Genomic DNA, 1,946 nt, shown 5'->3' on the forward strand with positions numbered 1-1,946 from the left:
GTCGCAGAGTTTCTGGCCGAGGTCCGCTACGCCAGCCGGCCGCTGACACTCAAGGTCATCATCGAATCCGGAGAACTCGGCACGGCCGAGCTTATCGCCCAGGCCACGCGTCTCGCGCTGGCAGCCGGTGCCGACTTCGTCAAGACCAGTACTGGTAAGACCCCCACAGGCGCCACGCTAGAGGCCGCCGCCGTCATGCTGAGGGAAATCGCGGCCAGCGGCCTGTCCGCAGCCGGCTTCAAGGCCTCGGGCGGCGTGCGCTCGGTGGCGGACGCCGCCGGTTACATCGCCCAGACCGAAGCCGCGCTCGGCGTCAATGCTCTCAACCCGCAGCGCCTGCGCTTTGGCGCCAGCGGCCTGCTCACCGACATCGAAGCCGTGCTCTCCGGTGCTCCCTCCGCGGCCCCCCTTTCCGCGTACTGAACCATGCTTGCCCAAGAAATCATCCGCGCCAAGCGCGACGGCCACGCGCTCAACGAAGCGCAGATCAACCACTTCGTCCGCGGTCTCGTCGACAACTCCTGGAGCGAAGGCCAGGTAGCCGCACTTGGCATGGCCGTGTTTCTCAAGGGCATGGGCCGTGACGAAGCCGTGCTGCTGACCCGCGCGATGATGAACTCCGGCCGCGTGATGCGCTGGCCCGGCATGCCCGGCCCGGTGCTGGACAAGCACAGCAGCGGCGGGGTGGGGGACAAGGTCAGCCTGATGCTGGCACCGATGGTGGCTGCCTGTGGCGGCTATGTGCCCATGATTGCCGGCCGCGGCCTGGGGCACACCGGCGGTACGGTCGACAAGCTCGAAGCCATCCCCGGCTATGCGACGACGCCCGACCCGGCCAGGTTCGACCAGATCGTGCGCACGCTGGGTTGCGCCATCATCGGCCAGACCGCCGACCTGGCGCCGGCGGACAAGCGCTTTTACGCGACGCGCGATGTGACGGCTACCGTCGAGAGCGTGCCGCTGATCACTGCCAGCATCTTGTCCAAGAAGCTGGCCGCCGGTCTCGAGGGCCTGGCGATGGACATCAAGTGCGGCAACGGCGCGTTTGCGTCCACGCCCGAATTCGCGAAGGAACTGGCCGAGAGCATCGTCGCCGTCGCTGGCGGCGCGGGCCTGAAGACGCGCGCGCTGATCACCGACATGAACCAGATCCTGGGCACGGACGTTGGCAACTCGCTGGAAGTCTTCGAGACCATCCGCTACCTGAAGGGTGAGCATCGCGAGCCGCGCCTGCACGAAGTCACGTTGGCGTTGTGTGCCGAGATGCTGGTGCTGGGCGGCCTGGCTGCCGACACCGCAGCGGCGCGCGTGAAGCTGCAGGCTGCGCTGGACTCAGGGGCTGCCGCCGAGAAGTTCGCCAAGATGGTCGTCGAGCTGGGTGGCCCGGCCGACCTGATGGAACGTCCCGAGGCCTACCTGAGCCCCGCACCGGTCGTGAAGCCCGTGGTGGCACCGCGGGCTGGCGTCATCACGACGATGTCCACCCGCGACCTGGGCGTGGCCATCGTGGAGCTGGGCGGGGGACGCCGCAAGGCCGGTGACGCCATCGACATGCGCGTGGGCTTTTCTGACGTGAAGCCGCTGGGCACGCGCGTCGCGGCCGGCGAGCCACTGGCACTGATCCACGCTGCCGACGCTGGCGCGGCGGATCGTGCCATCGCGTCCTATCTGGCCGCCTGCACGCTGGGCGACGTCGACGTGGCCGCCACGCCCATGGTGATGGCCGAGGTGGGCTGATGTCGGACGAGCAAGACTCTCAGCGACCGCCGCAGGATCCGCCTCGAAGGGCGATTAAGAGCTTCGTCACGCGCGCGGGCCGCATGGGCACGGGCCAGATCAAGGCGCTGGCCGAGCTGGGGCCGAAATTCGTTCTGCCCTACAAGGCCGAGCGCATCGCCGCCGAGGCCGTATTCGGCCGCAAGGGGCCGCTGGTGCTGGAGATCGGC

Annotated in this window: 1 protein-coding gene and 2 pseudogenes; all 3 read left to right on the plus strand. The window is 68.6% G+C overall.

What is annotated here, in order from left to right; translation table 11 throughout:
- Positions 1-423, plus strand: a pseudogene (locus VGF12_RS05495) (deoxyribose-phosphate aldolase); the annotation flags it as partial.
- A 3-nt stretch (positions 424-426) separates the two neighbouring features.
- A complete protein-coding gene (gene deoA, locus VGF12_RS05500) occupies positions 427-1,737 on the plus strand; it encodes a thymidine phosphorylase (protein ID WP_331175038.1) in 1,311 nt (436 codons plus the stop codon).
- Positions 1,737-1,946, plus strand: a pseudogene (locus VGF12_RS05505) (tRNA (guanosine(46)-N7)-methyltransferase TrmB); the annotation flags it as partial. The gene deoA and the pseudogene VGF12_RS05505, both read left to right, overlap by 1 nt.

Source organism: Roseateles sp., assembly GCF_036404855.1.
GTDB lineage: Bacteria > Pseudomonadota > Gammaproteobacteria > Burkholderiales > Burkholderiaceae_C > Pelomonas.

Excerpts from the sequence above, each read along its gene's own strand:
- deoA (WP_331175038.1), top strand. The coding sequence starts at position 427 with ATGCTTGCCCAAGAAATCATCCGCGCCAAGCGCGACGGCCACGCGCTC.